Genomic DNA, 26,138 nt, shown 5'->3' with positions numbered 1-26,138 from the left:
CATCCCTAGCCCCCGGAGAAGCTCCTGGCGATGTCTGAAAGCTCTGCCACCAACCCGGCGGGCAAGGAAATGCGGTCTCCACCCTGCTGCCGAAGCTGGCGGCGGCGGTCACCTGGCAAGCGCACCCCCGGCTGGTCGAGCATCGCCGCAAACAGGGTTTCACAACGCGACAGCACGTTGGGCGCAAAGCGAGCCGCATCGAACAGCAGGATCAGGTGGCCCACTTCGGGGGGCTCACCTTCGGCTTCAAAGAACGACCCCGCCTCAAACCCGAAGCGACTGCCGGATAGGCCCGCGCAGAGCAGTTCGACCATCATCGCCAGGGCTGCACCCTTGGCATCTCCGGCGGGCACCATGCTGCCCTGAATGGCCAGGTCCGGGTCCGTGGTCGGCAGGCCATCGGGCCCGACCGCCCAGCCCTCGGGGATAGGTTGCCCGGCCTTGCGGGCCAGCATGACCTTGCCTCTGGCCACCTTGGACAGGGACAGGTCGAGCACCATCGGTGGGCCAGAGCATCGCGGACAGGCGAAGGCAATCGGGTTGGTGCCAAACAGTGGCTTGTGACCGCCCCAGGGCGCCATGGCCGAAGGTGCGTTGCTGAAGGCCAGTGCCATGAAGCCGTCCATGGCAGCGCTCTCCACCGGAGCGCCAGCGACGCCGAAATGGTGTGAGCGTCCGACGGAGACAGCGCAGACCCCCAACTCGGCAGCCACCTTCTGGCCTGCTTCAAGGCCGCGAGCCACCGCAGGAAAGGCGAGCCCCTGATCAGCATCTACCCGCACGACGGCTCCGTCTCGCGTCACCCGGGGCACCGCCCTGGCATTGACCTTGCCGGTGGCGGCTTGATCGAGATAGAACGGCAGTCGCGACAGGCCGTGAGACGGCAAGCCATCGCGCTCAGCGTCCAGCAATGCTGTTACCGTCAGCGTCGCCTCGCGCTCGGCGAAGCCCCTGGCCAGCATTGCCTGCATGGCGAGGTGGCCGGCCTGCTCCCGGCTCAGCGCGGTGGTCTGCGGCAGCGCTCCCTCGCTGGGTTGTTCAGCTTGCTTCATGACACCTCCTCAGACGTCAGCATGATGGCCACGTTCTCTGCCGTCATCTGACTGATACGCTGATTGGATTCCTCCGTCACTCCGGCAATGTGCGGTGTCAGGATCAGGTTGGGCGCCCCCTCCAGCACCGATCCCGCCGCCAGAGGTTCCTGTTCGAAGACGTCCAGCATGGCGCCCGCCAGATGACCGCTCGTCAGCGCTTCCGCCAGGGCCGCTTCGTCGACCACGCCACCCCGCGCCGCATTGATCAGCACGGACTGGGGTTTCATGCAGAAAAGCCGCTCGCGATCCAGCAGGTGGCGCGTCTGATCCACCAGCGGTACATGCAGACTGAGCACATCGGCACGCCCGAGCAGATCGTTCAGCGTGTCGCACCGATCTATCGTCTGCCACACGGGGTCACTGGCCGGCACATGCGGATCGTAAGCCTGTACCTGCATGCCCAATCCCATGGCGAGTCGCGCGGTCGCCCGGGCAATCACTCCAAGCCCGACCAACCCCAGTACCGCGCCCTTCACCTCGCAGCCCATCAGTGCCTGACGGGGCCACTGTCCTTGCAGCATCGCCTCAGTGGACGCGTACGCCCGGCGTCTCAACATCAAGGCGCCGGTCACCACGTACTCGGCCACCGAATCGGCGTTTCCGCCCTGGGCGGGCTTGACCTCGATCCCGCGCCTTGCGCACTCGTCCAGGGCGATGTTGTCGAGTCCCACCCCGAGGCGTCCCACCACCTTGAGATGGGGGGCTGCCGCCAGCAGCGCACTATCCACCTGGGTGCGGTTGCGAACGATCAGCGCCTTGCACTGGCTGACGGCTTCCCGCAGTCGCTCGGGCTGATCGACCAGCTGAGGGTCCATCACCACGTCATGCTGTTGAGCGAGCCAGGCCACCGCCCGCTCGTCCATGAACTCCGAAATCACGATCCTGGCCATGACGATCTTCTCCTTGTTGCCTGCCCACCCCTGCTGCGGACATCTCGCCCGCCACAGGGGACGACAGGGTGTGGGTGGGGTCATGCCGCAAGCCAGCGTCCCGTAGGTAGCGGCACGTTGAGTACCACGGCGAAGAGCACGTAGAAGAACGCCACCAGCAGACAGCCGGCCAACAGGTGTCCGGCCAAGCGCTTGCGCGTCCATTGCTGATACTGCGCTACCGCCATCAAGGCCACGAAGCTGCCAAGGCCGGTCAGCACAAACCCGAGCCATGGCAGAGCCAGGGCCCACACCGACATGACCCCGACCAGCGCCAGGCGTCGAGGCCTGGAACCTCCCCCCGCCGGGCTTCCCGCGATCACCCCGCGCAGCAGTAGCTGCGCCAGCCGCAGTGCTGCGGCTACCATCACCCCTGCGGAGATGACCGCAGGAAACACTGCGCCCAACTGGCTCATCTGGCGGGTTTCCCACAGGCAAAGGCCAGCGCCCACCATAAACAGCACGGGCAACAGCACCTCACTGGCGCGAGAGCGGGCGGCCGGTACGGCACGCATCGACTTGTCAGCCGTCATGACGACACCTCCTCGTTAAGGCTGTTGTTGCCCTGCCGCTTGGCGACGCGGCGCGCCTTGACCAACGGGTAGAAGACGCTCAACAGCGATAGCGCGATGATGGTCAGGCTGATCGGCCCTCCGAAGAAGGTGCCGACCACGGAGCCGCTGGCACGTCCCATCAAGAACCCCTGGACGAAACCCTGCTCGGCGATGGGGCCCAGAATCAGTCCCAGCACAATGGGTGAGGGCCGAAAGCCATAGCGGTTCAGCACCCACCCCACCACGCCCAGGGAAAGCATGATCATGACGTCGCTGGCGCTGTTGCGTATGGCGTAGGTCCCGATCACCGTCATGAAGGCAATCGTAGGTACCAGCAGCGCCTTGGGAATGGCGATGATCGACTTGAAGGCGTAGCGCCCGATCAACAGGCCCAATGGCAGCAACAGGCAGGTCGCCAGGAACAGCCCCGCCACAAAGGTGTAGGTGATGCCGGCGTTGGTGGTGAACAGCTCCGGCCCGGTGCGAAATCCCTGCACCAGCAAGGCCCCCAGGATCACCGCATCCGGCGGCGTGCCGGGAATGCCCAGGACCAGCGTAGGAATGAACCCTCCGCCCACGGTGGCATTGTTGGCAGACTCGGTCGCCAGCACGCCCTGTGGGTTGCCCTTGCCGAAGGAGCCTGGGTCCCTGGCCACGCGACGCGCCTCGGAGTAGGACACCAGACTGGCGATGGAGCCGCCGGCACCAGGCAGGATCGCCACGCCGGTGCCGATGGTCGCAGAGCGCAGCAGGTTCCACTTGCCCCTGATCGCCTCACCCAGGCCCTCGCGGAAGCGTACGCCGCGGGATGCGTCGTCGACTTTGAGGTGAGCGGCTGGGGTCGCCACCAGGTCGATCAGTACCGGAATACAGTAGAGTCCGATCAGCGCCGACACGGTCTCAATGCCGCCGAGCAACACTGGCATCCCGTAGGTGTAGCGGATATCACCACCAATCACCGCGACGCCGACCGTGGACAGCAATAGTCCCAGGCCAGCGCCCATGAAGCCCTTCAGGGTCGAGTCCTCGGACAGCGCAGAGATCAGGGTGAGCCCGAAGATCGCCAGCCAGAAGTACTCGACCGGGCCAAAGCTGAGAGCCACCTGGGCCAGCAAGGGGGCCAGCAGCAATAGCGCCAGCACCCCCACCAGCCCCCCCACCACCGAGGCAATGGTCGACAGGGTGACGGCCAGATCGCCATCACCCCGCTGCGCCATGGGATAGCCGTCGAAAGTGGTGGCAATCGCCGAGGGTGTCCCAGGCGTGTTCACCAGAATGGCGGAATAGGAGCCGCCGTAGATGGCGCCGGTATAGATGGCACCGAGCATGATCAGCGCAGACTCCGGCGCCATGCCGAAGGTGACAGGGACCAGCACGGCCACCGCCATGGTGGCAGATAGCCCTGGCAGCGCGCCGATCACGATGCCGGCGGTGACGCCCAGCAAGGCCAGCGCAAGATTCAGCGGCGACAGCGCGCCGAGAGCATGAGTGATGAGCTCCATGATCGTAACCTCAATCGATCAAGCCGAGTTCTCGTGCACTGGTCTCGTACTGGGCGCTCTGTTCCACCAGAAAATCCGCTACCTCATCATTGCCGACATCCAGCAGGACGAACCCCAGATCCTCCATTTCCTGGCGGAACTGCGGGTTCTGATTGATCTCGCCGAAGATCTGCGACAGCTTGGCCGTGACCGCGTCGGGGGTGCCAGCAGGCACCGCCATGCCACGGTAGGCACCGCTTACCATGTCGTAGCCCAGTTCCTTAAAGGTCGGAACATCGGGGAACAGCGGATGCCGCTCGTCAGCCGCGACCGCCAGCATGCGCACCTTGTCCTGATGATTTGCGGCGACCGTGGTGTAGCCCCACTCCGCCTGAACCTGGCCACCGAGCAGCGCGGTGACGGCAGCGCCGGTGCCCTTGAAGGGAATATAGGTGGTGGTCACGTCCGCCAGCTGCTGAAAACGCGTATTGGCCACGTCATTGGCGCTGTAGGTGCCGCTGCCCGAAAAGGTCACGGCGCCAGGGGCCTGGCGCGCCGCTTCGACCAGCTCTTCAAGGGTCTGATAAGGGCTGTCGGCATTGACCAGAATGGCATCCGGTGAATAGTGGAAGAAGGTGAAGTTATGGATGTCCTGGGTAGCGAATCCAGCATCCTTGCCCATGGGTTTGAGCACAATATGGGGCAGGTTGGTCCCCATGATGGTATAGCCATCGGCAGACATGTCATTGAGCTGCGACCAGCCGACCGCTCCGCCGCCTCCGGGCATGTACTGGATGACCAGTTGCTCGCCGGTCAGCTCCTGAAAGTACTTTTGCTGCAGGCGGGCGCTGATATCGGACTCGCCCCCGGGACCAAAGGGAATGACATACTGGATATCCTTCGACGGAAAGTCCTCGGCTTCCGCCATCGCCAGCGGAGCGACAAGGGAGGATGCTGCCAGCATCGCAGTCAGTGTGAAGGTAGTGGAAAGGCGCATGACGTGACTCCTGATATTGTCGTTATGGGGTGGTCAGGATCTGAGTGGCGAGCCCACATCGCTCGCCGTTCTTGCACAACTTTCTTTTCCAAACGCGTCGAACCTCCCGACCACTGCCGGGAGGACCTTGCACTAGCAGTGTCGCGGTCTCAGGCGCTTTCGTAGAGACGCGTCAACACGAACTCCCGATGACCCAGCGCTTCGGCGGCGGTATGTCGGCCGTTGGCCGTGCGCACCATCATCTCGAGCAGCTGATCACCCGCTTCTTCCATGTTGATCTCGCGCTTGAGGATGGAGGACACATCCACGTCGATATGCTCGCTCATGGTGCGCACCGTGCGCGGATTGGCGCAGATCTTGACGACCGGCAGGATGGGATTGCCGATCACGTTGCCCTGGCCGGTCGGGAAGAAGTGCACCACATAACCGGCAGCCGCGCACAGCGTGACCATTTCGGCAGCCGCGGACGAAGAATCCATGAACCATAGCCCTGGCTTGTCCGGGGTCTCGGCCTTGTCGAGCACGCCATCGACCTTGCAGCGACGACCGATCTTCTGAATGTTGCCCAGCGCCTTCTCTTCGATAGTGGTCAGGCCGCCCTCGATGTTGCCCTTGGTCGGCTGGGACTCAGACAGGTCACTGGTCTTGTGACGATCAATCATGGCGCTGTAGCGATCGAACATGGCCTGGAACTGCTGGCGTACTTCCGGCGTTGCGCAGCGCTCGGCCACCAGGTGTTCACCACCAGTCAGCTCTGACGTTTCACCGAACACCAAGGTGCAGCCCGCGTCATACAGCTTGTCGAACGCATCACCGACGGTAGGGTTGGCACCGCAGCCGGAGGTGGTGTCCGATTCGCCGCACTTGGTGGACACCCACAGCTCGCTGATGTCGCACTCTTCACGCTGGATCTCGCTGGCGTACTGGACGAATTCCTTGGCCTTCTTGGAGGCGGCGCAGATGGTGTTGTGATCGCCATTCTGTTCGATCCAGAAGCCCTCGACCGGCTTGCCGGTGGTCTTGATGCCATCCACCACCTTGTTGGTCCAGCCCGGCTCAATGCCGATGACGATCACCGCTGCCACGTTGGGGTTACAGCCTGTACCAATCAGCGTGCGAAAGTGGAGATCCAGATCAGCACCGAACTGCAGTCGGCCATAAGGGTGCGGCAGCGCCAGCGCGCCCTTGATGTTATTGGCCACGGCCTCGGCGGCAGCGTTGGAAATATCATCCACCGGCAGCACGATCACGTGGTTACGTACGCCCACCCGGCCATTCTCGCGACGATATCCCTGAAACTTGCGTCCCTTGATTTCCATGCTTACCACCTCTTGGTTTTGACGTTGTGGACGTGAAGGTGCTCACCCTGCTTGATCGGCTTGACCACCCGACCGATGTCCACCCCGTACTTGATCACGGTGTCGCCCTCGGCCAGATCTCGCGTGGCCAGCTTGTGGCCAATTGGAATGTCATTGCTGACGGCAAAGGTCACGGTCTGGTCCTGGTGCATCACCCAGCCGGTCAGGGTTTGCCCTGCCTTGATTCCCTCCACCACCACGACCCCGACGCTGTCGTCGGCATCGTGAACCACAAAATCGATGCTCATGCTGTGCTCTCCTGAACGAATGTTATTGACGTTGTGATATCGCCAGCTGACCGAACGGCCTGATCATGGCCGGGTGGTCTCGGGCGACGCTTGCCGCCCTCGCAACTCATGTATAGGACATAGGATATAGTACAGTCAAGTATCATCTACAGGTGGCCACCGCTATACTGTCCAGCAATCACCGGACCTCGCGGAACGAAGAAAGGACATCCGATGGAACAACCCAACCTCAGCTATCGCCCGCTATATCAGCAGATCAAGGACGTCCTGCTGCAACGCATCGTGTCCGGCGAATGGGCGCCCGGCACGTTTATTCCCAGCGAATCCGCGCTCGCCAACGAGTACAAGGTCAGCGTGGGCACACTACGCAAGGCACTGGACTCCCTGGCCAGCGACAATGTGGTCATTCGCTATCAGGGCAAGGGAACCGTGGTCGCCACCCACGATCAGGACAGCTCGCTATTTCGCTTCTTCCACCTCACACGACTGGACGGCACGCGATCCCTACCGACGTCGCGAATCCTGGTCAGAACGAAGCGCCAGGCAAGCGAACAAGAACGTGAGGCACTGGCACTCGCCCATGGCGCTGAGGTCATTCACATTCAACGGGTACGAGAGCTCGAAGGCACCCCCGCACTGCTTGAGGATGTGGTGGTATGTGCCGAGCGATTTGCCACGCTGGACAGCCATCCAGAAACCCTGCCCAACACGCTGTACCAGCTGTATCAGCAGCGCTTTGGCAGCAACGTAAGCCACGCCGAGGAGCGCCTGTTTGCGGTGGCGGCAAGCAAGGATGAGCAGACCCATCTGGGCATTGCGGAAGGAACACCGATTCTGGAGATTCGGCGCATTGCCAAGGATATTCAGGACCAGGCACTGGAATACCGCGTATCCCGTTGCGAGACACGCCAGCATTGTTACTTCAATGAGTTGTAAAGTGGCTGACGGCAGCTAATGGGCGGGTCAGAAACAAAAAAAGGCCGGCATCATTGCCGGCCTTTTACGGTCTTGCTGCTTATGCCCCGAAAGGATTACGCAGGACGATGGTCTCGTTGCGATCCGGGCCGGTGGAGATGATGTCGATAGAGGTACCGACCTGCTCCTCAAGGAAGCTGATGTAAGCACGAGCAGCACTGGGCAGGTCTTCGACGCGCTTGACGCCGAGGGTGGACTCGCTCCAGCCGGGCAGGTCCTGGTAGACCGGTTCGACGGCCTCGTAGCCCTCGGAGTCCACCGGGTTGTCGAGCACGTCGCCGTCCTTGCTGCGGTAGCCGACGCAGACACGGATGTTCTCGAGGCCATCGAGCACGTCCAGCTTGGTCAGGCAGATGCCGGAGACGGAGTTGATCTGTACCGCATGGCGCAGGGCCACGGCGTCAAACCAGCCGCAACGACGGGCACGACCGGTGGTCGCACCAAACTCGTGGCCCTTCTCGGCCAGGTGACGGCCATGCTCATCGAACAGCTCGGTCGGGAAGGGACCGGAACCCACGCGAGTCGTGTAGGCCTTGGTGATACCCAGCACGTAGTCCAGGTACAGCGGACCAACGCCGGAGCCGGTGGCCGTTCCACCCGCGGTGGTGTTGGAGCTGGTGACGTAGGGGTAGGTGCCGTGGTCGATGTCCAGCAGCGAGCCCTGGGCGCCCTCGAACAGGATGTTTTCGCCATCCTTGCGCAGGTCGTGCACCAGGCTGACGGTGTCGGCCACCATCGGACGCAGCTCTTCAGCCATCTGCATGGCGCTCTCGAGCGTCGCCTGGAAGTCCACCGGCTCTTCACCGTGATACTTGGTCAGCACGAAGTTGTGATAGTCCAGCACTTCGCCCAGCTTGGAGGCAAACCGCTCGCGGTGCAGCATATCACCCAGGCGCAGACCGCGACGGGCAACCTTGTCTTCGTAGGCCGGACCAATACCGCGACCGGTGGTGCCGATCTTGGCGATGCCGCGCGCTTTCTCGCGGGCCTGGTCAAGACGCACATGGTAGTCGAGGATCAGCGGACAGGCTGGCGACAGGCGCAGACGCTCGCGCACGGGCACGCCCTTGCTCTCGAGCTCACGGATTTCCTTGATCAGCGCTTCAGGAGACAGCACCACGCCGTTGCCGATGACGCAGGTCTTGTCTTCGCGCAGAACGCCGGACGGAATCAGGTGGAGGACCGTTTTCTCACCGTCGATCACCAGCGTATGGCCAGCATTGTGACCGCCTTGAAAACGCACCACGGCGGAGGCAGATTCGGTCAGCAGGTCAACGACCTTGCCCTTGCCCTCATCGCCCCATTGGGTACCCAGTACGACTACGTTCTTGCCCATTGCTCTTCTCGTCTCTCTTGGTTGCGCCTTGGGGAAACACTGCACAGCTCGCGAATCGCGACTGGAGACAGCGTTTGCGTGGCGCCACTGTCGGTGTCAGCGCCAGACCCCGGCGCCCCGATTCGGCCTTCGTGAGAAGGCATCACCTTACTCTGGCGTTACGTGGTGAGGGGTTCTAGCACCCACTCCTGTCCTCTAGCGACCAGCTGCTCGCTGCAGTCGTGCCCTGGAGCACGCTGTCCCGGCAGGCCCTGGATCACGCGGCGGCCCTGTCGCCTAAGCTTCTGTACCGCCTCGTCGAGCCCTGGAGCGCCCTCATCAGCAGGCGCCCACACGCTATCTCCGGCCGGATCCTTGGTGGCCAGGGTAGCCAGCAGCTTGAGGTCCATGGAGAAGCCTGTCGCCGGACGGGCGCGGCCAAAGGCACGACCGGTATCGTCATAGCGACCGCCCTTGGCCAGTGCCTGACCATATCCCGGCACATACGCGGCAAACATCATGCCCGTGTGGTACTGATAGCCACGCAGCTCAGCCAGATCAAAGTAGCAGTCTACCTCGGGATGCTCGCGCTGCACGCCCTGGTACAGGTCATAGAGCTTGTCGAGGGCATCATTGACGGCCTGTGGAGCCTCGGCAAAGGCTTCGCGGGCCTGGTCGAGGACCTCGGGGCCGCCGTGCAATTCGCCGAGGGTACGAAACATGGTGGCCAGCGCCGGATCGCTGACGGTGCGCGCGACCTCGGCCTCCAGCTGACCGGGTGACTTGAGCGCCAAGGCCGCGGAAATCGCATACTCCGCCTCCGCATCCAAGCCAGCCACTTCCACTAGATTACGGTAGATACCCACATGGCCCAGCGCCAGGTGAACTTCACCGGCACCCGAGGCCTCCAGGCTTTCCAGCGCCAGGCGCAGAATCTCGAGGTCAGCGGCCAGGCTGGCACTGCCGAACAGCTCGACACCGACCTGCACCGGGCTACGTCCGCCCTGATGCTTGTCGGCCTTGGCGCGCAGCACATTGGTGCAATAGCAAAGGCGTACCGGCCCCTCGCGTTTCAGCGAGTGCGCGTCGATCCGCGCGACCTGTGGCGTGACGTCCGCCGTCACCCCCATCATGCGGCCGGTGAGCTGGTCGGTAAGCTTGAAGGTCTGGAGATCCAGGTCCGTGCCGGTACCCGTCAACAGGGAGTCGAGAAACTCCACGGGAGGCGGCATCACCTGGTCGTAGCCCCAGAGATGAAAGAGGTCGAGCAGCGCCCGGCGCAGCTCCTCCATCCGGCTGGCCTGAGGAGGAAGCACCTCGTCCATGCCGTCGGGCAGAAGCCAGCGGTCAGCGATGGTCATGTCGATATCCTGCCTGGTCGATATCTTGCTGTGACGTTTTGCTTGTCCCGCACGCACGCCAAACCTCGCGCACAGGTGAATTCCGGTGATTCGTCTTGGGACAAGAATCAAGGACTTCGGCGTGCAGGCGAACGCGTTGAACTCAGCGATGTCGGGGAATGTCGGCCACAAAAAAACCGGGCCACGCCCGGTTGACGGATTCTATCACGTTTGGCCGCCAGTTGAACCCCGCAGGGGCGTCTTTCGCCCCTGCGAGTAGCAGTCATCTGATCTAGTTCACCACCCGAGGCGTACTGCCAGCATCGGGATTGGCGCTTTTCAGGTAACGGAAGAAGTCACTGGACGGGTCCAGCACCATCATGTTGCCCTCGCCTTCCGCGAAGGAATCACGGTAGGCATTGAGGCTGCGCCAGAAGCGGTAGAACTCGGTGTCGCCCTGATATGCCTGGGAGTAGATCGCGGCGGCTTCAGCGTCACCTTCACCGCGCAGTGTCTCGGCACGCTCGTTGGCCTGGGCCAGCAGCACCTGACGGCGACGATCGGCGTTGGCGCGAATACGCTCGGACTCTTCCTGACCCTGAGCGCGCCATTCCCGCGCCTCGCGCTCACGCTCGGAGCGCATGCGATCGTACACCGCGGAAGACACATCCTCCGGCAGATCGATACGCTTCACGCGAACGTCGAGAATGGCAACACCCAGCTCGTCCTGCATCAGGGTATCGAGCTCTTCGGTGGGGCCAGACATCAGCTCATCACGCTTTTCAGAGATGATCTGCTGCAGATTCAGCTGACCGAATTCGTTACGCAGGCTCTCGTCGACACGGGGCTGAATCAGGCGCACCGCCATCAGCTCATCCCCTGCCGTCGCCTCGTAGTAGCGGGTGGGGTTGACCACCTGCCACTTCACGTAGGAATCCACGATCACCGCCTTCTGTTCCTGGGTCAGATAGCGGCTGGCATCCGTATCCAGCGTCAGCACCCGGGTATCGAACTTACGGATGGTCTGGGTGATCGGCACCTTGAAGTGCAGACCCGGCTGAATGTTTTCCTCGATGACTTCACCGAAGCGCAGCTTGACCGCACGTTCGGTCTCGTCGACCACGTACAGGCTGTTGCTGGCTAGCCAGGCCACGGCGGCCAGGCCACCGACGATGAGCAGGGATCGGTTATTGATCATTTAGCGACCCTCCCGCTGAATACCACTGTCGCGGCCGCTGCGACTGGAACTTGAATTGGCGCTCGAAGAGCCGCTCTCGGCGCGAAGGCGCTCCAGCACCTGCGGATCGAGCGAGCTGGCGCTTTCGGATGAGGACTGGCTGCTGCCGCCACGACCAAGGCGGTCCATCGGCAGTACCATCAACGGACTGTTCTGATCGACGTCCACCAGTACCTTGCTGGTCTGGCCGAGCACCTCGGAGATGGTGTCGAGATACAGGCGCTCACGCATGATCTCTGGTGCATCACGATATTGGGTCAGCAATGCCGTGAAACGGTTGGCCTGACCGCGGGCCTCGGCAACCACCGACTCACGATAGCCCTGGCCCTGCTCCACGATACGCTGCGCCTGACCCTGTGCTTCCGGGATGATGGCATTGGCGTAGGCCATGGCCTGGTTGATCGTACGCTGACGATCCTCACGCGCCCGGATAACGTCATCGAAGGCATCCTGAACCGCATCGGGGGGCGAGGTGGACTCGACGTTCAAGGTCACCAGACGGATGCCCGTACCATAATTGTCCAGGTAGGTCTGAAGACGACTGGCCACGGCGCTGCCGAGAATCTCACGACCGGAGGTCAGGATGTCGATCATGTCGGTGCCGCCGACCACATGACGCAGGGCCGAGTCGAGGGCATTTTCCAGCGACAGCTCCGGATCACGCACGTTCAGCACGTAATCGCGGGGATCTGCGACCTGGTACTGGGCCGACATTTCCACGGACACGATGTTTTCGTCTTGTGTCAGCATGGACTGGGTCTGGCTGACAGAGCGCACGCGGGTCACGTTGACCATGCGCACATCGTCGATCAACGGCGGATTCCACTGCAGACCCGGCGTCACGACTTCCTGGAACTTGCCGAAGCGCAGAACCACGCCACGCTCGGACTGGTCTACCAGATAGAAGCCACTGGCCGCCCAGACAGCCAGACCGATAACGATCAGCAGGCCCGGCAGCGCAAAGGTGTTGCGCGGACGATTGCCGCCGCTCTTGCCACCGCTGCCACCGCCACGCTTGCCGCCTCGGCCACCCAGCATGCCATTGAGCTTGTCCTGAAACTTCTTCAGGGCTTCATCCAGATCAGGTGGTCCCTGGTTATCGCCGCCACGGTTGTCACCGCCGCGGTTACCGCCACCATTGCCGCCTCGACGCCCCCCGCCACTCCAGGGATCGTGCTGGTTGCCGTTGCCGCCACCAGGCTCATTCCAGGCCATACGTCGTCTCCACTCTGTGCCCCCGCGTCACGAGGCGCATCGATTGCGATCCTTGGGTCACGCTGCACAGACCTCTGCGCTCGACGTCCATCCAGCGTTTCCCTTGTGGCGTCGCCATCCGGGCGACGCTCTAGCCGACCCGTCTGACGGATCGGTTCACGCTTCCCAGACGTCACGCTCCTTGAGTGCGTCGGGAAGGTAATCATTAACACGCTCACCCAGGCGAGCCATCAACTGATTGAAATCGCGCCGCGGCAAGCGAATCTCCAGCTGAGTCCTGCCCTGTTCATCGAAGGACTCTTCCCGCACCGCGTTCACCTCGTGCAAGGCGGCGCGCAGCTTGCCCTGCTCTGGCGTCAGGGTCAGGGAAAAGTCGATGATGTCCTCAGCCAATCGCTCGGTCAGGGCCTGCGTCAACAGGTCCAGCCCCAACCCCTTCTGGGCAGACAGCCATACGGTCTGAGGCACACCATGCTCATCACGCTCGATGCGCGGCGAGCTGTCGAACAGGTCAATCTTGTTCATCACCTTCAGTGACGGCACGTCCAGCGCACCAATCTCGTCGAGCACGGCGTCCACCTGGGTGACGTTGAGCTCGCGATCTGGGTCCGCCGAGTCGATGACATGCACCAGCAGGCTGGCCTCGGCGGCCTCCTGCAGGGTGGCCTGGAAGGCTTCCACCAGCTTGTGCGGCAGGTGCCGGATAAAGCCGACCGTGTCCGCCAGTACCACCGGCCCCACGTCCTCGACGTTCAAGCGCCGCAGCGTAGGGTCGAGAGTAGCGAACAGCTGGTCCGCCGCATAGACCTCAGACGCCGTCAAGCTGTTGAAAAGCGTTGATTTACCGGCGTTGGTATAACCCACAAGCGAGACGCTCGGGATTTCCGCACGAGAACGTGCCCGCCGATTTTGCGTGCGCTGACTGCGCACCTTGTCCAGCCGCTTGTGAATCGACTTGATCCGTGCCCGCAACAGGCGACGGTCAGTCTCGAGCTGGGTCTCACCCGGGCCACGCAGGCCGATACCCCCTTTCTGACGCTCAAGGTGCGTCCAGCCTCGCACCAGGCGCGTGGACATGTACTCCAGCTGGGCCAGCTCCACCTGCAGCTTGCCTTCATGGGTACGCGCGCGCTGAGCGAAGATATCAAGGATCAGGCCCGTGCGATCGAGCACCCGGCACTTGAGTGCCTGCTCGACGTTACGCTCCTGAGAGGGGCTGAGCGCGTGATTGAAGATCACCAGTTCCGCCTTGTGCACTGCCAAGGCCTCGCCGATCTCCTCCAGCTTGCCCGACCCCACGAAACTCTTGGGGTCAGGACGCTTCCGCGAGCCGGTGACGAGCGTCGCGGGCTCGGCACCCGCAGACCTCACCAGCTCGTGGAACTCACCGGGATCTTCGCGCTCCTTCTCGTCCTGGAAATCAATATGGACGAGTACCGCCGTTTCACCGGCGTCGGGACGTTCAAAAAACAATCAATACCTCACGAAATATCAGCTCTCCGGCTGCGCCGCAGGATCCTGGGCCGGCAGACGCACGTTGCGTGACGGCACCACCGTGGAGATAGCGTGCTTGTACACCATCTGGCTGACGGTGTTGCGCAGCAGGATGACAAATTGGTCAAAGGATTCGATCTGGCCCTGGAGCTTGATGCCGTTGACCAGGAAAATCGATACCGGAATGCGCTCCTTGCGCAGAATGTTCAGGTACGGGTCTTGAAGGGACTGCCCTTTGGACATGTTGCTCTCCCTGAAGGTGTCTTAGGGTTTTAGGTTATGGTGGCGCCCGCTCCTGCCTTCAAGGCGACGGACATCACAGTATTCTGCGGGACCCTGAAAGCGGCCACACGAAATCGTTATCTTACGCTAAGTCCCAGCGCTGCGCACGAGTTTCAGGAGCCGCTCGGCGGGCTTGCCCGCCAGCGGATCCACCCATGTCAGTTCAGGCCAACTCCGCAGCCAGGTCAATTGACGCTTGGCCAATTGACGGGTGGCGACGACGCCCCGGTGGACGAAGGTGTCACGATCAAATTCGCCATCCAGGTACTGCCAGGCCTGACGGTAGCCGACGCTCTTCATCGAAGGCATCGACAGCGACAGGTCTCCTCGTGCCTTCAAGGCGGCGACTTCGTCGAGGAAGCCCGCATCCAGCATGAGCGAAAAACGGCGCTCGATTCGCTGGTGCAGCACCGAACGGTCGGCAGGAGCGAGACCTATGGACAACAGCCGAAAAGGAAAGGTTTCACGGCGCTGTTCACGCCACAGCTCACTCATTGGCCGACCCGCCAACGCGTAGACCTCCAGGGCACGCATCAAACGCTGGGGGTCGTTGGGATGGATCCGCGCCGCCGAGGCCGGGTCCACCTCAGCCAGACGCCGATGCAACGCCTCCAGCCCCTCACGCTCAGCGTCTTGCTGCAGCTGGCGTCGCACGTCGTCGTCCGCCGCCGGCAAGTTGGCCACGCCCTCGACCAGGCGCTTGTAATACATCATGGTGCCACCCACCAGCAGCGGCAGCTTGCCGTGGGCCGCGATATCGTGCATTTCGGCCAGGGCATCGTCGCGAAACTGCGCCGCGGAGTAAGACTCGGCAGGGTCACAGATGTCGATCAGGCGGTGGGGCGCCCGCGCCAGCTCCTGTGCAGACGGCTTGGCCGACCCGATATCCATGTCGCGGTAGATCATGGCCGAATCGACGCTGATGATCTCTCCGTCGAGACGCTCGCGAATATCGATGGCCAGGTCGGTCTTGCCCGCCGCGGTGGGGCCCATCAGCAGCACTGCCAGCGGCCGCTGGTCCACTGTCGCGGCCGCTTCTGCGGCCATGTCCTTGCTCATCATTGGCCTCGCAGGAACAGCTTGTCCAGATCCTTGAGGCTCATCTGGGTCCAGGTGGGACGGCCGTGATTGCACTGACCGCTGCGCTCAGTGCGCTCCATGTCCCGCAGCAGCGCATTCATCTCGGCGACGGTGAGCTGACGATTGGCGCGCACGCTACCGTGGCAGGCCATGGTCGAGAGCATTTCGTTGATATGCGCCTCGATCCTGTCCGAGCGGCCATAGCGCTCCAGGTCAGACAGCATTTCACGCACCAGCGGCTCGACATCCGCATCGGCCAGCAGCGCCGGCACCTGGCGTACCAGCAGGGTCTCAGGACCGGCGGCATCCAGCTCCACCCCCAGTCGCACAAAGGCATCACGCTCTCGCTCCGCGGTCTCCGCCTCGGCCCCGCTGACCGCCAGTGACACCGGCACCAGCAGTGGCTGGGCATCCAGCGCCCCACCGTGTACCTGGGTCTTCATGCGTTCGTAGACAATCCGCTCATGGGCGGCGTGCATGTCCACCAGCACCAGACCTTGGGCATTCTGCGCCAGAATGTAGATACCGTGCAGCTGCGCCATGGCATAGCCCAGCGGCGGCGCCTGGGTGGCGTCTTCCTCGGGCATTTGCGGGGCGTTCATCCCTTCCTGTCCGGCGACCTGGACATCGCGAGGCATGCTGATCGGTTCAGGCCTGCGCCTTTCGGCCAGCGCTGTCTCGGCGGCCATCCCCCCTGCGCCTGGGGCACCAGGCTGCGGGTTCAACAGGCTCTCTTCATGCTCGGGATGGAGCTTGCGATAACCGTCCATGAACGCCCGCACCCGATCCGGGGTCACGTTCGACTCTCCCTCTTCCCTGCGCGGATGCAGCGCCATGGGCTGCTGCTGCCAGGAGGGCGACGCCTCGGCTGACCTGGCCTGGGAGGATGCCGCAGCTGGTTCGCGAATCTCGCCGGTCTCCGGGTCAACGTCCAGGCCATCATCGCGCTTGGCGTAGCCCTGGTCGTGTCCCTCGACGCCTCCTTCGCGCTGGCCAGCACGAGCTTCTCCCAGCGCGCGATGCAGGCTCGAGAACAGAAAATCGTGCACCATGCGACCGTCGCGAAAACGCACTTCGTGCTTGGTCGGGTGAACATTGACGTCCACCACGGTCGGGTCGACGTCGAGATACAGCACGAACACCGGATGACGGCCATTGAACAGCACGTCGCGGTAGGCCTGGCGAATGGCGTGAGCCACCAGACGGTCTCGCACCACACGTCCATTGACGAAGAAGTACTGCTGATCCGCCTGGGCCCGCGAATGGGTCGGCAAGCCAACCCAGCCCCACAGCCTGAGACTGCCGGTGGCAATATCAAGCGTCAGGGCGTTGTCCAGGAAGTTCTTGCCCAATAGCGAGGACAGGCGTCGCTCCACCGAGTGATCGTCCCGTGCCACCGGCAACTGGTGGATCGTCTTCTGGTTGTGGCGAAGCGTCCAGCCGATATCAAAGCGCGATAACGCCTGACGCCGAAACGCCTCTTCCACATGATTGAATTCGGTTTTCTCGGTGCGCAGGAACTTGCGCCGGGCCGGCGTATTGAAGAACAGATCCCGCACCGCGACCGAGGTGCCCCTGGGGTGCGGCGCCGGTGTCACGCGGGGTTCCATGCGCCGGCCCTCAGCCACCACACGCCAGCCACCCTGGGGGTCGTCCTGTACATTCGAGGTCAGCTCGAGCCGTGACACCGAGCTGATCGATGCCAGCGCCTCCCCCCTGAAGCCGAGGCTGGCCACGCCTTCCAGCTCTTCCAGCGAAAGAATCTTGCTGGTGGCATGCCGCGACAGCGCCAGCGGCAGATCGTCTTCCCCGATGCCGGAACCATTGTCGCGAATGCGGATCAGCCGCGCACCGCCCGACTCGATATCCACTTCGATACGCGAGCTTCCCGCATCGATGGCGTTCTCGATCAGTTCCTTGACCACGGAAGCTGGCCGCTCGACCACCTCACCGGCGGCAATCTGGTTCGCCAGGCGCGGATCGAGGATCTGGATACGCCGGCGGGCATCCTGCTGTGCCTCCGGGTCGCTCAAGCGATGCCCAGCGCCTGGGGTCTCGTCCTGGGCACCACGGCGGCAGCCATCGTTGCTGGATACGTGCTGGGGATCATTCATGAACTGGGAATCCTCAATACCTGCCCCACACGAATCACGTCGCCAGACAACTCATTGACCTGCTTGAGCGCATTCAACGCCACGCCATGACGCGAGGCGATGGCCGACAGAGTGTCGCCGGGCTGAATACGGTACTCGTTGGACGCCGTCGAGCGCCCCTGGTCACGCTGCCAGGCCAGCAGGCTGGCCGGCGGCGGGTTACGCTCGAAGTGCGCGCGAATCCCGCCGAAGACAGCGCTCATCATGCGCTGCTGGTAGGCGCCATCCCGCAGTCGCCGCTCTTCTTCCGGGTTGGAGATGAAGCCTGTCTCCACCAGCAGCGAGGGAATGTCCGGCGACTTCAGCACCACGAAGCCAGCCTGCTCGACGCGAGGCTTGTGAAGGTCGTTGATGCGACCAATACGGCTAAGCACCTCATCGCCGATCGTCAGCGAATCATTCAGCGTCGCTGTCATGGTCAGGTCCAGCAGCACCCCGCGCAGCACCTGGTCCTTGTCATCCAGCGACAGGCTGCCATCGACACCGCCGATGAGGTCGGACCGGTTCTCGGCAGCGGCCAGCCACTTCGCCGTCTCCGACGTCGCGCCACTCTGGGACAGCGCAAACACCGAGCTGCCGTGGGGCCTGGGGCTATTGAAGGCATCGGCATGAATCGACACAAAGAAGTCCGCTTTCTGCTCCCGGGCGATCAAGGTGCGCTGGCGCAGCCCGACGTAGTAATCGCCGTCACGAATCATCACCGCCTTGAAGCCGGGAGTGTCGTTGAACTGGCGGGCCAGGCGATCCGCCATCTGCAGCACGACATCCTTCTCGCGGGTGCCACTGGGGCCCATCGCGCCAGGATCCTCGCCGCCGTGGCCTGCGTCCACCGCGATGATAATGTCACGCTTGGGGTGGGGCTGGGCGGCATCCACCACCGGCGCAGCGGCCACCGGATCGCGCCCTTCCGCCACCGCTACGGTCTTGGCACGTTCTGCGGCGATTTCCTGCTCACGGATCATCGACTCGATCGGGTCGATGGGGTCTTCCACCGCACTTTCGCCCGGATATTCGAGATCCACCACCAGGCGGTGGCCATACTGATTGTTCGGCGCCAGCGAGAAGTGACGCGGCTCGATGGCGCGGCTCAATTCAAGCACCACGCGCAGATCGTTGCCTTCGCGCACGCCCGTGCGCACAGCGCTGATCGCGCTGTTCGACAGGTCCATGCTGTTGGGATCGGCCGCCAGGCTGGTATCCCCCAGGTCGATGACCAGCCGGCGCGGGTTGTCGAGCTCGAATACATTGGCGGTGGCCGCGGCAGACAGGTCAAACACCAGACGCGAATGGTCCGGCGCCGCCCATAGACGCATGTTATCGACGCTGGCGGCATGGGTCGCCGCGCAGACCACGGCAAGCCCCAGCCCCCCGACCAGAGTCAACAGCTGACGCATCATGCCTTGCCCCCTGCCAACCGCACGTCACCGCTGATCTGCTGCGCCAGGCGTTCGAGCACCTCGCTGCCATAGGCGGTCAGCGCGCTGATGTGGGCCCGGCGCCCCCGGGGCTCCGCGTGGCTCAACGCCACCTCCAAGTCCGGCGGGGTCAGCCAGCCTTCACCGCGCTCGGCCCATTCGACCAGGCACAGGTTGCCCTCGGCGAACAGATCCCTGCCACCAATGAATTCCAGCTCTTCAGGATCGCCAAGGCGATACAGATCGAAGTGATAGAGGGTAAGAGGCTCGTCCCCGAGCGCCAGCTCGTAGGGTTCTACCAGCGTGTAGGTCGGACTCTTCACCGCGCCTTGATGGCCGTATGCGCGCAGCACGCCACGTGCCAGCGTGGTCTTGCCGGCGCCAAGCTCTCCCGACAGGTGGACGCGCCCACGCCCATCCAGAGCCCGTCCCAGGCATTCCCCCAGTGCGACCTGGCGGTCTTCATCATCGAGTCGCAGCTGCATCTTCCTCGCCCATCGTCGGATTGACTAATTTTCGTGCACAGGATGCCAGATCGCTGGCCAACAGACCACGCTCGCCGCCCTCTCGCGCTGCCATATCCCCGGCCAGGGCATGCACCAGCACTCCCACTCTCGCGGCACGCTCGAGTGACCAATCGAGCGAGGGACCCTGGGCAACCAGGCCAGCGATGATGCCGGTCAGCGTGTCGCCCATGCCGCCACTGGCCATGCCGGGGTTGCCGAAGGGACACAGCGCGAGTCCCTGGGGACCAGCGATCAGGGTGCCGGCCCCCTTGAGCACGACCACCCCGCCCCAGCGTTCACGCAGGGCCCGTGCGGCACCCGGGCGATCCGCTTCAATCTCGGCCACGCTGCACCCGAGCAGGCGTGCTGCCTCCCCCGGATGCGGCGTCAATATCCAGTCATCGCGGCGCTGACCGGAGAAGCGCGAGACCAGCAGATTAAGCGCATCGGCATCCAGGACCAGCGGAATGGAGCGCCCCAGCGCGGTCTGCAGCACCGACTGGCCCCAGCTGCCCTGGCCAAGCCCAGGACCTACCGCCAGCACCGTCAAGCGCTCCAACAGTTCGTCCAGTTCACTGGCATGGGTCACACCCCGCGCCATCACCTCAGGACAGCGCACCAGACTGGCACCGACATGCTCGGGAGCTGTCGCCAGCAGCACTCTCCCCGCTCCGACACGGGCACAGCACTGTGCCGCCAGCAGCGCAGCACCGCCCAGGCCGGGCGCACCGCCGAAGATGCCGGCGAAGCCCGCAGCGCCCTTGTGCATGTCACGCTCTCTCGGCGGCAGCGCCGACTCGATCAGGCTGGACTGCAGTCGCCAGGCGGCCGGCTCTATGTCGTCATGAGCCAACGCATCGACACCAAGGGGCTCCACGACCACCTCGCCGGCCAACGCCGCGCCGCGGCCAGTGTGCAGGCCCAGCTTGTCGCCGATAAAGGTGACGGTCATCACTGCCTTGACGGCGAGACTCGGCTCGGCACCACCATCGGCGGTAATTCCCGACGGAATATCCACCGCCAGCACCGGCCGCCCACTGGCATTGATCGAGGCAATGCAAGCGGCGTAGTCGGCCCTGAGCTGTCCGGTAAAGCCGGTGCCCAACAGCGCATCGACCACTACCTCACCGTCCACCACGAGCTCATCACTCCATTCAACAAAGGCCACGCCGGCATCATCTGCCATTTGCGCCGCACGCAAGGCGTCTCCTTTCAGCTGCCCACGTGGACACATCGACACCCGCTGCACTTGGCGCCCCTCGGTGGCCGCCAAGGCTGCCAGTACATGACCATCGCCACCGTTGTTACCGCCGCCACACAGCACGCTCAGCGACTTGGTGGCTGGCCAGCGCGCCTTCAACCAGCGCCAGGCGACACCGGAGGCGCGATGCATCAAGGCAAAGCCGTCGGTTTCTCCGGCAATCGCACGCCGGTCGAGCTCACGTACCTGTTCGGCGGTGTACAGCGGCGTCTGACCTGGCTCAGGCGTGCCGACGTCGACGTTATCCATGCGGTTCTCCCTACGATCCGGATGCTTTACCATGGCGACCCTTCTTCCAGTCTAAGCGGTTCCCGTGCTGAGCAAAGCTCGGTGGCCCGCCGCTACGCCATCTTGCCAGGGTTGTCCTCATTCATGTCCGCATCGTCTCCGCGCGCCGACGTCGATTTTCACGAGCTGGCAGCCCGCATCCGCACCTGGGGGCGCGAGCTGGGATTTCAGCAGCTCGGTATCACCGATGTGGACCTCAGCGAAGACGAGGCCTATCTGGAGCGCTGGCTGGCGGCTGGCTACCACGGCGAAATGGGCTTCATGGCCAAGCACGGTACCAAGCGTACCCGGCCTGCGGAACTGGAGCCCGGAACCATCCGCGTCATCAGTGTACGCCTGGACTATCTGCCGCCGGAGGTCGAGACCACCAAGGTGCTTGGCCAGCCTGACCGAGCCTACGTGTCACGCTATGCGACTGGGCGCGACTACCACAAGCTGATGCGCAAGCGCCTGCAGCGCCTGGCGAAGATGATCGAAGCAGAAGTCGGCACCTTCGGTTATCGCGCCTTTGTCGACTCAGCCCCGGTGATGGAGCGTGCCCTGGCCCGCAAGGCAGGTCTGGGCTGGTTCGGCAAGAACGCCATGCTGCTCAACCCCAAGGCGGGGTCGATGTTCTTTCTGGGCGAGCTGTATACCGACCTGCCGCTACCGCTGGACGCGCCCTTCGAGCAGGAGCACTGTGGCAGCTGCAGCGCCTGCCGTAGCGCCTGTCCCACTGGCGCCATCGTCGACGACAAGGTGGTCGACGCCCGAGCCTGTATTTCCTACCTGACCATCGAGCTTCACGGTGCCATTCCTGAACGCTTTCGGGCCGATATGGGCAACCGGGTGTTTGGCTGCGATGACTGCCAGCTGGTCTGTCCGTTCACCCGCTTCACCCGAGTCAGCCACGAAACGGACTTCGCCCCGCGCCATGACCTCGACAGGGTCTCGCTACTGAGCCTGTTCGGCTGGAGCGAGGAGCAGTTTCTCGAGCGTACCGCCGGCAGCCCGATTCGCCGCATCGGCTACGAACGCTGGCTGCGCAACCTGGCCGTGGGGCTTGGCAATGCGCCATGGAGTTCCGCCATCGAAAGTGCGCTACTGGTGCGCCTGGCCTACCCCTCCGAGCTGGTGCGCGAGCATGTGCGCTGGGCGCTGGAACGTCAGCGCCGTCAACGCCCAGCGCTGATTCCGACCCAGTAACCCGTGCCGCTGGCACGCCCTTGTGGTTGGCCGAGCACACCAGCGAATCACGACGGCGTCGTCAAAGCCCCCTGAGCAATTCAGTCGTTGACGTTCGCCTTGAGGAAGGTCTTGCGATAGTGCGCAAGCTCCGCGATGGATTCCTTGATGTCATCCATGGCCAGGTGCACGTTGCGCTTGGAGAATCCTTCAAGAGCCTCGGGATTCCAGCGCTTGGCCAGTTCCTTGAGGGTCGAGACATCCAGGTTGCGGTAGTGGAAAAAGGCCCAGAGTTCGGGCATTTCACGCTCCAGAAATCGCCGATCCTGGTGGATCGAATTGCCGCACATGGGCGAGCTGCCCGGGGCGACATGGGCCGCCAGAAAGGCCAGCGTCTGGCGTTCGGCCTCGGCGGTGTCGACGGTGCTCTTGCGCACGCGCTCCACCAGCCCGGACTCACCGTGGGTGCGGGTATTCCAATCGTCCATGCCGGCCAGCAGCGCCTCACTCTGGTTGACCGCGATGACAGGCCCCTCAGCGATGACATTGAGATCGCCATCGGTGATCAGCGTCGCCACCTCGATGATCCGCTCTCGCTGCGGATCCAATCCGGTCATTTCCAGGTCAATCCAGATCAGCAGATCGCTTCGCGGTGTGGTGGGAGCCTGTGCGGCAGATGCATCAGCCATGATCGTTTCCTTGCGTCGTAGGGCGCCCGCTGTCGGGACAGGGGGCGTCCGGGTAGGTACAATGCCGCCCATTGTACCGACCATCAGGTGCTCATGAGCAAACGCAAGTTGAGCCGTCAGCAACGCTGGCGCATCGAGAAGATCCAGGCCGAACGTGCCGAGCGAGCCGCCAAGAAGGCTGGGCGGGACGACGAGAAGTTGGCGGCTGGCGAATACGGCGCGGAACGCGACGGCCGAGTGATTGCTCACTTCGGACGCACGCTGGATGTCGCTGAGCGGGCCGGTGATACCCCGACTCGCTGCCATCTGCGAGCCAACCTCGAGGGGTTGGTCACCGGAGATCGTGTCATCTGGCGCGCCGGCGAGGACGGTAGCGGTGTGGTGGTCGCCAGGGGCGAGCGCGACAATGTGCTTGAGCGCCCGGACATGCGCGGGCTGCTGAAGCCGGTGGCCGCCAACATCGACCAGATCCTGATCGTCTTCGCGGTAGAGCCCGAGCCCCACGCCGGACTCATCGACCGCTACCTGGTCGCCGCCGAAGCCACCGGCATTACGCCGGTGCTGGTTCTCAACAAGACCGATCTGCTGCCCGAGCAAGGCGGTGAGCTGCGCGCGCTGCTCGACCGCTACCGCCATATTGGCTATCAGGTGGTCGCCACGACCACCGCTCACGCGGGTGGACTGGACGATCTGTATGCTCAGCTCGCCGACCGCACCTCCGTATTTGTCGGGCAAAGCGGGGTTGGCAAGTCCTCGCTGATCGATCGGCTGCTACCGGATGAGGAGCTGCGTATCGGCGCCCTCTCCGAGGACTCTCGCAAGGGCCGGCACACCACCACAACGGCCCAGCTCTATCGCCTTCCGCCACCCAGCGACAGCCTTGCCGCGGGAGAGCTGATCGACTCCCCCGGTATTCGCGAGTTTGGCTTGACGCACCTGGACGAGCGCCAGGTGACCGAGGGCTTTATCGAGTTCGCACCCTACCTCGGCCTGTGTCGCTTCCGCGATTGTCGCCACCGGCAGGAACCGGGCTGTGCGCTGCTCGATGCTGTCGATGCTGGCGCTATTCACCCCGATCGCTTTGCCAGTTATCGTCGCATCGTCGATAGTCTGGATAGCCCGACCTAAATCCGCCGCCGCTATCGTCAGGATGATCCAGAAGGAGACCCCCATGAGCTCAGAAGACAATCTGCTGCCCCTGATCGCCGAGCCAGAGGACCTGGCGGGCGTGCTGGATCACGAGGATATCCTGGTGATCGACGTACCGCTCAAGGCCGACAGCTACGCCCAGGGCCATGTCCCAGGGGCGATCTTCCTGGACCACCGCCGACTGCTGAAAGGCAGTGGCGACGTGCCCAACGACGTACCCGACGTTGAGGCCTTGTCAGCCCTGTTCTCGTCGCTCGGGCTGACCCGCGACACCCACGTGGTGGCCTACGACGACGAAGGGGGTGGCTGGGCCGGGCGCCTGCTGTGGACGCTTGAGCTGATCGGCCATCGCCGCTACTCCTATCTCAATGGCGGGATTCATGCCTGGCGAGCCGAGGGGCTGCCCCAGTCCACCGAGGAGCACGCCGCCACCGCCTCCGACTACCAGGCCGAGATCCTTAACCCCGAGGTCGCCATTGACCGGCTCGAGCTGCAGGAGCGACTGGGCAGCGACCACTTCGCTATCTGGGATGCCCGCTCCGTGGGCGAGTTCGAGGGCACCAAAGGCGACAACAAGCGCCGTGGTCACCTGCCCGGTGCGGTCAACATGGAGTGGACGGATGCCATGGATCGTGAGCGTTCACTTCGTCTGCGCGACTATGCGGAGCTGATCACCGAGTTGGACGCCATGGGCATCACCCCAGACATGGAAGTGGTCACTCACTGTCAGAGCCATCACCGCAGCGGCTTTACCTGGCTGGTGGCCAAGGCACTGGGCTTCGAGCGCATCCGCGCCTATCCCGGCTCTTGGAAGGAATGGGGCAACCGCGACGATACGCCGATCGAGGGCTGACGCCGCCGCCTCATTGCGCCAGAGCCACCCACACGTCTCACACGCTCAGGCCCACCGCCACGGTGGCCTGAGCCTGTTCCAACCCGTTTATCCGGAGCCGTCATTTCGTGACCCTCGCCAAGCTGTTTGCCCTGATCCAGTACCCGATCCCCCAGCACCTACTGTCCAGGCTGGTGGGTCGTCTCGCCGACTGCCGTATCGGCTGGCTCAAGAACCTGTTGATCCGTGCCTTCATCAAGCGCTTCAACGTCGACATGAGCCAGGCCGTCGAAAGCGATCCTGGTGTCTACCCAAGCTTCAACGCCTTCTTCACCCGAGCGCTGACCGCCGACGCTCGCCCGCTGGAGAACGGACTGCTGTGTCCCGCCGACGGCACGCTGTCACAGTGGGGCGCCATTGATCGTGGTCGCCTGGTGCAGGCCAAGGGGCATCGCTTCAGCGTCTCCGAGCTGCTGGGGGGCGATCCGCTGTCCGCAGCGCGCTATCAGGACGGTAGCTTCGCCACCGTGTATCTGTCTCCCAAGGACTACCATCGCGTGCACATGCCGCTGGCGGGCACCCTGACCGAGATGGTCTACGTCCCCGGACGGCTGTTCTCGGTCAATGACGCTACCACCCGCCACGTGCCTGGCCTGTTTGCACGCAACGAGCGCCTGGTTTGTCATTTCGATACCGAGCAGGGGCCGATGGTGATGGTCCTGGTCGGGGCGATGATCGTCGCCGCCATCGAGACCGTCTGGGCAGGCCAGGTCACGCCTCAGTCCGGCCGAGTCGAACGCATACGCTTCGACCGCCCGGTACATCTGGAAAAAGGTGCGGAAATGGGGCGTTTCAAGCTGGGCTCCACGGTGGTGATGGCCTTTGCCGAAAAGGTCGACTTCGACGCCCTGCACGGCAAAGGGGGCAACGCCGTAGCGGTTCGCATGGGTCAGCGCCTGGGGGCACACCCCGGCCAGCAGGCAATTCCAGCAGCGGAAGACGCCAGCGAGGCGAAGGCAGAGGACCAGCCCGGCGCGGCAACAGACGGCGCTGAATGATACTAAGGGAAGTGGCAGTGGCCC

Annotated in this window: 24 protein-coding genes; 5 read left to right on the top strand and 19 right to left on the bottom strand. The window is 63.6% G+C overall.

What is annotated here, in order from left to right:
* Positions 1-5 precede the first annotated feature (5 nt).
* From KUW18_RS09410 to KUW18_RS09380, 7 genes are all read right to left on the bottom strand, one after another.
* A complete protein-coding gene (locus KUW18_RS09410; RefSeq protein WP_222561244.1) occupies positions 6-1,052 on the bottom strand; it encodes an Ldh family oxidoreductase in 1,047 nt (348 codons plus the stop codon).
* Entirely contained in the window at positions 1,049-1,984 is a 936-nt protein-coding gene (locus tag KUW18_RS09405; protein WP_222561243.1) for a hydroxyacid dehydrogenase, read from the bottom strand. The genes KUW18_RS09410 and KUW18_RS09405 overlap by 4 nt, the downstream gene beginning before the upstream one ends.
* A gap of 80 nt (positions 1,985-2,064) precedes the next feature.
* The gene (locus KUW18_RS09400; RefSeq protein ID WP_206940934.1) at positions 2,065-2,556 is read right to left on the bottom strand and encodes a tripartite tricarboxylate transporter TctB family protein; all 492 of its coding nucleotides are present in this window, start codon (positions 2,554-2,556) and stop codon (positions 2,065-2,067) included.
* The gene (locus KUW18_RS09395) at positions 2,553-4,079 is read right to left on the bottom strand and encodes a tripartite tricarboxylate transporter permease (RefSeq protein WP_222561242.1); all 1,527 of its coding nucleotides are present in this window, start codon (positions 4,077-4,079) and stop codon (positions 2,553-2,555) included. The genes KUW18_RS09400 and KUW18_RS09395 overlap by 4 nt, the downstream gene beginning before the upstream one ends.
* A gap of 10 nt (positions 4,080-4,089) precedes the next feature.
* Complete coding sequence (locus KUW18_RS09390) at positions 4,090-5,055, bottom strand: tripartite tricarboxylate transporter substrate binding protein (RefSeq protein ID WP_222561241.1); 966 nt, start codon at positions 5,053-5,055, stop codon at positions 4,090-4,092.
* Between the two features lie 149 nt (positions 5,056-5,204).
* Positions 5,205-6,374 carry a UxaA family hydrolase gene (locus tag KUW18_RS09385; protein ID WP_206940942.1) on the bottom strand — a complete coding sequence of 390 codons (1,170 nt, stop codon included), beginning with the start codon at positions 6,372-6,374 and terminating at the stop codon, positions 5,205-5,207.
* Positions 6,375-6,376: 2 nt separating this feature from the next.
* Positions 6,377-6,661, bottom strand: coding sequence for a UxaA family hydrolase (locus KUW18_RS09380; RefSeq protein WP_206940944.1), 285 nt, complete (start codon positions 6,659-6,661; stop codon positions 6,377-6,379).
* 213 nt (positions 6,662-6,874) lie between these two features.
* Here KUW18_RS09380 and KUW18_RS09375 point away from each other — a divergent pair, with 213 nt between their 5' ends.
* Complete coding sequence (locus tag KUW18_RS09375; protein ID WP_222561240.1) at positions 6,875-7,597, top strand: GntR family transcriptional regulator; 723 nt, start codon at positions 6,875-6,877, stop codon at positions 7,595-7,597.
* Positions 7,598-7,676: 79 nt separating this feature from the next.
* Here KUW18_RS09375 and KUW18_RS09370 read toward each other — a convergent pair whose 3' ends face one another.
* From KUW18_RS09370 to KUW18_RS09320, 11 genes are all read right to left on the bottom strand, one after another.
* Positions 7,677-8,972 (bottom strand): adenylosuccinate synthase, encoded by a 1,296-nt coding sequence (locus KUW18_RS09370; RefSeq protein WP_206940948.1) that lies wholly within the window; start codon positions 8,970-8,972, stop codon positions 7,677-7,679.
* Positions 8,973-9,130: 158 nt separating this feature from the next.
* Positions 9,131-10,312 (bottom strand): ATP phosphoribosyltransferase regulatory subunit, encoded by a 1,182-nt coding sequence (locus tag KUW18_RS09365; protein WP_222237500.1) that lies wholly within the window; start codon positions 10,310-10,312, stop codon positions 9,131-9,133.
* Positions 10,313-10,583: 271 nt separating this feature from the next.
* Entirely contained in the window at positions 10,584-11,489 is a 906-nt protein-coding gene (hflC, locus tag KUW18_RS09360; RefSeq protein ID WP_222237501.1) for a protease modulator HflC, read from the bottom strand.
* On the bottom strand, positions 11,490-12,743 hold the full coding sequence (gene hflK / locus KUW18_RS09355; RefSeq protein ID WP_222561239.1) for an FtsH protease activity modulator HflK: 1,254 nt from the start codon (positions 12,741-12,743) through the stop codon (positions 11,490-11,492).
* A gap of 156 nt (positions 12,744-12,899) precedes the next feature.
* Positions 12,900-14,216 (bottom strand): ribosome rescue GTPase HflX, encoded by a 1,317-nt coding sequence (hflX, locus tag KUW18_RS09350; protein ID WP_206940964.1) that lies wholly within the window; start codon positions 14,214-14,216, stop codon positions 12,900-12,902.
* An 18-nt stretch (positions 14,217-14,234) separates the two neighbouring features.
* Entirely contained in the window at positions 14,235-14,480 is a 246-nt protein-coding gene (gene hfq / locus KUW18_RS09345) for an RNA chaperone Hfq (protein WP_045993095.1), read from the bottom strand.
* A gap of 126 nt (positions 14,481-14,606) precedes the next feature.
* Positions 14,607-15,578 (bottom strand): tRNA (adenosine(37)-N6)-dimethylallyltransferase MiaA, encoded by a 972-nt coding sequence (miaA, locus tag KUW18_RS09340; protein WP_261396550.1) that lies wholly within the window; start codon positions 15,576-15,578, stop codon positions 14,607-14,609.
* On the bottom strand, positions 15,578-17,713 hold the full coding sequence (mutL, locus tag KUW18_RS09335) for a DNA mismatch repair endonuclease MutL (protein ID WP_222561238.1): 2,136 nt from the start codon (positions 17,711-17,713) through the stop codon (positions 15,578-15,580). The genes miaA and mutL overlap by 1 nt, the downstream gene beginning before the upstream one ends.
* On the bottom strand, positions 17,710-19,146 hold the full coding sequence (locus KUW18_RS09330) for an N-acetylmuramoyl-L-alanine amidase (protein ID WP_409995516.1): 1,437 nt from the start codon (positions 19,144-19,146) through the stop codon (positions 17,710-17,712). Before KUW18_RS09330 ends, mutL begins: the two co-directional genes overlap by 4 nt.
* On the bottom strand, positions 19,146-19,652 hold the full coding sequence (gene tsaE, locus KUW18_RS09325) for a tRNA (adenosine(37)-N6)-threonylcarbamoyltransferase complex ATPase subunit type 1 TsaE (RefSeq protein ID WP_222561237.1): 507 nt from the start codon (positions 19,650-19,652) through the stop codon (positions 19,146-19,148). Before tsaE ends, KUW18_RS09330 begins: the two co-directional genes overlap by 1 nt.
* Positions 19,633-21,183 carry an NAD(P)H-hydrate dehydratase gene (locus KUW18_RS09320; protein WP_222561236.1) on the bottom strand — a complete coding sequence of 517 codons (1,551 nt, stop codon included), beginning with the start codon at positions 21,181-21,183 and terminating at the stop codon, positions 19,633-19,635. The genes tsaE and KUW18_RS09320 overlap by 20 nt, the downstream gene beginning before the upstream one ends.
* 123 nt (positions 21,184-21,306) lie before the next feature.
* Here KUW18_RS09320 and queG point away from each other — a divergent pair, with 123 nt between their 5' ends.
* Positions 21,307-22,407 (top strand): tRNA epoxyqueuosine(34) reductase QueG, encoded by a 1,101-nt coding sequence (gene queG, locus KUW18_RS09315; RefSeq protein WP_222237503.1) that lies wholly within the window; start codon positions 21,307-21,309, stop codon positions 22,405-22,407.
* Positions 22,408-22,487: 80 nt separating this feature from the next.
* Here the strand turns inward: queG and orn are convergent, their stop codons facing one another.
* Positions 22,488-23,075, bottom strand: a complete 588-nt coding sequence (gene orn, locus KUW18_RS09310; protein WP_222237504.1) for an oligoribonuclease — start codon at positions 23,073-23,075, stop codon at positions 22,488-22,490.
* A gap of 93 nt (positions 23,076-23,168) precedes the next feature.
* Here orn and rsgA point away from each other — a divergent pair, with 93 nt between their 5' ends.
* The 3 genes from rsgA (at position 23,169) to asd (ending at position 26,114) form a co-directional block, all read left to right on the top strand.
* On the top strand, positions 23,169-24,203 hold the full coding sequence (rsgA, locus tag KUW18_RS09305) for a small ribosomal subunit biogenesis GTPase RsgA (RefSeq protein WP_206940990.1): 1,035 nt from the start codon (positions 23,169-23,171) through the stop codon (positions 24,201-24,203).
* A gap of 43 nt (positions 24,204-24,246) precedes the next feature.
* Positions 24,247-25,077, top strand: a complete 831-nt coding sequence (locus KUW18_RS09300; protein WP_222483929.1) for a sulfurtransferase — start codon at positions 24,247-24,249, stop codon at positions 25,075-25,077.
* 107 nt (positions 25,078-25,184) lie between these two features.
* Positions 25,185-26,114 carry an archaetidylserine decarboxylase gene (gene asd, locus KUW18_RS09295; protein ID WP_222561235.1) on the top strand — a complete coding sequence of 310 codons (930 nt, stop codon included), beginning with the start codon at positions 25,185-25,187 and terminating at the stop codon, positions 26,112-26,114.
* Positions 26,115-26,138 lie beyond the last annotated feature (24 nt).

The sequence above is a fragment of the Halomonas sp. DP5Y7-2 genome, assembly GCF_019802025.1.
Taxonomy (GTDB): Bacteria; Pseudomonadota; Gammaproteobacteria; order Pseudomonadales; family Halomonadaceae; genus Halomonas; species Halomonas litopenaei_A.
The sequence above is the reverse complement of the archived record's forward strand: the minus strand, read 5'-3'. Positions and strand labels throughout refer to the sequence as shown.

What these genes read in the sequence shown, in the direction of transcription:
- KUW18_RS09410 (WP_222561244.1), bottom strand. Translation starts at nt 1,052, where the DNA reads ATGAAGCAAGCTGAACAACCCAGCGAGGGAGCGCTGCCGCAGACCACC.
- KUW18_RS09405 (WP_222561243.1), bottom strand. Translation starts at nt 1,984, where the DNA reads ATGGCCAGGATCGTGATTTCGGAGTTCATGGACGAGCGGGCGGTGGCC.
- KUW18_RS09400 (WP_206940934.1), bottom strand. Translation starts at nt 2,556, where the DNA reads ATGACGGCTGACAAGTCGATGCGTGCCGTACCGGCCGCCCGCTCTCGC.
- KUW18_RS09395 (WP_222561242.1), bottom strand. Translation starts at nt 4,079, where the DNA reads ATGGAGCTCATCACTCATGCTCTCGGCGCGCTGTCGCCGCTGAATCTT.
- KUW18_RS09390 (WP_222561241.1), bottom strand. Translation starts at nt 5,055, where the DNA reads ATGCGCCTTTCCACTACCTTCACACTGACTGCGATGCTGGCAGCATCC.
- KUW18_RS09385 (WP_206940942.1), bottom strand. Translation starts at nt 6,374, where the DNA reads ATGGAAATCAAGGGACGCAAGTTTCAGGGATATCGTCGCGAGAATGGC.
- KUW18_RS09380 (WP_206940944.1), bottom strand. Translation starts at nt 6,661, where the DNA reads ATGAGCATCGATTTTGTGGTTCACGATGCCGACGACAGCGTCGGGGTC.
- KUW18_RS09375 (WP_222561240.1), top strand. Translation starts at nt 6,875, where the DNA reads ATGGAACAACCCAACCTCAGCTATCGCCCGCTATATCAGCAGATCAAG.
- KUW18_RS09370 (WP_206940948.1), bottom strand. Translation starts at nt 8,972, where the DNA reads ATGGGCAAGAACGTAGTCGTACTGGGTACCCAATGGGGCGATGAGGGC.
- KUW18_RS09365 (WP_222237500.1), bottom strand. Translation starts at nt 10,312, where the DNA reads ATGACCATCGCTGACCGCTGGCTTCTGCCCGACGGCATGGACGAGGTG.
- hflC (WP_222237501.1), bottom strand. Translation starts at nt 11,489, where the DNA reads ATGATCAATAACCGATCCCTGCTCATCGTCGGTGGCCTGGCCGCCGTG.
- hflK (WP_222561239.1), bottom strand. Translation starts at nt 12,743, where the DNA reads ATGGCCTGGAATGAGCCTGGTGGCGGCAACGGCAACCAGCACGATCCC.
- hfq (WP_045993095.1), bottom strand. Translation starts at nt 14,480, where the DNA reads ATGTCCAAAGGGCAGTCCCTTCAAGACCCGTACCTGAACATTCTGCGC.
- miaA (WP_261396550.1), bottom strand. Translation starts at nt 15,578, where the DNA reads ATGAGCAAGGACATGGCCGCAGAAGCGGCCGCGACAGTGGACCAGCGG.
- mutL (WP_222561238.1), bottom strand. Translation starts at nt 17,713, where the DNA reads ATGAATGATCCCCAGCACGTATCCAGCAACGATGGCTGCCGCCGTGGT.
- KUW18_RS09330 (WP_409995516.1), bottom strand. Translation starts at nt 19,146, where the DNA reads ATGCGTCAGCTGTTGACTCTGGTCGGGGGGCTGGGGCTTGCCGTGGTC.
- tsaE (WP_222561237.1), bottom strand. Translation starts at nt 19,652, where the DNA reads ATGCAGCTGCGACTCGATGATGAAGACCGCCAGGTCGCACTGGGGGAA.
- KUW18_RS09320 (WP_222561236.1), bottom strand. Translation starts at nt 21,183, where the DNA reads ATGGATAACGTCGACGTCGGCACGCCTGAGCCAGGTCAGACGCCGCTG.
- queG (WP_222237503.1), top strand. Translation starts at nt 21,307, where the DNA reads ATGTCCGCATCGTCTCCGCGCGCCGACGTCGATTTTCACGAGCTGGCA.
- orn (WP_222237504.1), bottom strand. Translation starts at nt 23,075, where the DNA reads ATGGCTGATGCATCTGCCGCACAGGCTCCCACCACACCGCGAAGCGAT.
- rsgA (WP_206940990.1), top strand. Translation starts at nt 23,169, where the DNA reads ATGAGCAAACGCAAGTTGAGCCGTCAGCAACGCTGGCGCATCGAGAAG.
- KUW18_RS09300 (WP_222483929.1), top strand. Translation starts at nt 24,247, where the DNA reads ATGAGCTCAGAAGACAATCTGCTGCCCCTGATCGCCGAGCCAGAGGAC.